The organism is Burkholderia sp. AW33-5, from assembly GCF_053427615.1.
This window is the reverse complement of sequence record NZ_JBSAXA010000086.1, coordinates 1-747: the sequence shown is the minus strand read 5'-3', so window position 1 is coordinate 747 and position 747 is coordinate 1. Positions and strand designations below refer to the sequence as shown.

1 protein-coding gene and 2 pseudogenes are annotated in these 747 nt (G+C 67.3%); all 3 read right to left on the bottom strand.

The genetic code is table 11. The features are described from left to right. Nucleotides 1-288, bottom strand: a pseudogene (locus tag ACV22V_RS32455) (transporter); the annotation flags it as partial. Further along, nucleotides 279-491, bottom strand: coding sequence for a hypothetical protein (locus tag ACV22V_RS32450; RefSeq protein ID WP_448016823.1), 213 nt, complete (start codon nucleotides 489-491; stop codon nucleotides 279-281). The gene ACV22V_RS32450 and the pseudogene ACV22V_RS32455, both read right to left, overlap by 10 nt. After that, nucleotides 484-747 (bottom strand): annotated as a pseudogene (locus ACV22V_RS32445) (VirB3 family type IV secretion system protein); the annotation flags it as partial. The gene ACV22V_RS32450 and the pseudogene ACV22V_RS32445, both read right to left, overlap by 8 nt.

The following is a 747-nucleotide window of genomic DNA, read 5'->3' as shown; positions in this document are numbered from 1 at the left end:
GCGGTATTCGTCACCGAACGACACGCGGCGCCGGCGGAACGTGCTCCACAGCGACAGGCGGTTGCCCTTCTCCAGCGTCATCGCGGCCAGCTGCCGGTTCCAGCTGTCGTAGCGCGCCTCGATCTCGCCACGACTGACCGATTCGAACGGCACGCCACTCACGCGCATCACCATCATGGCACCGCCGTTGTCCAGGCTCGTGACCGTTTCCGCCACCGGGCGGCCGATGCGCGGCAGCTTGTCCTCTGCTGCCGCGACCAGCCGGTTCAGATCGTTGCTCACGCGCATGCTTCGTCTCCCGCGTCCCGCGCGTCGCCGGACGGATCGCCGCGAATGATGCGGAATTCCTCGGCCGTCAAGCGCAGCACGTCGTAGGCGGCGAAGCTGGTCTTGCCTGCGGCCGTGGGCCCGATAATCATCGTGTGACCGACGTCGGCCGGCCACGCGCTGGCGACGCCGTCGACGAGCGGAATGGAATGGCGGTTACTCATCGTTGTCCTCCTCTGCCCGCGCGAGCAGGCGTTGACGCAGCGCCTCGAAGCGCTCCAGATCGCGGCCGCGCGCAAACGACCGGGTGTAGACGCCGACGTCACGGCCATAGCGCATCGGCGCGAGCGTGTAGGTCTTGCCGAACACCGCAACCCGGCGGCGATCGAGCCAGCAGCGGAATTCCAGCCAGAACAGGCGCAGCGCCTGGTCATCGGTTACGCAGACATGCCGTAAAAACAGGAAGACCGGTACGCCGGC

Bases quoted from the DNA above. Each gene is read 5' to 3' on its own strand.
- ACV22V_RS32450 (WP_448016823.1), bottom strand. From the start codon at position 491: ATGAGTAACCGCCATTCCATTCCGCTCGTCGACGGCGTCGCCAGCGCG.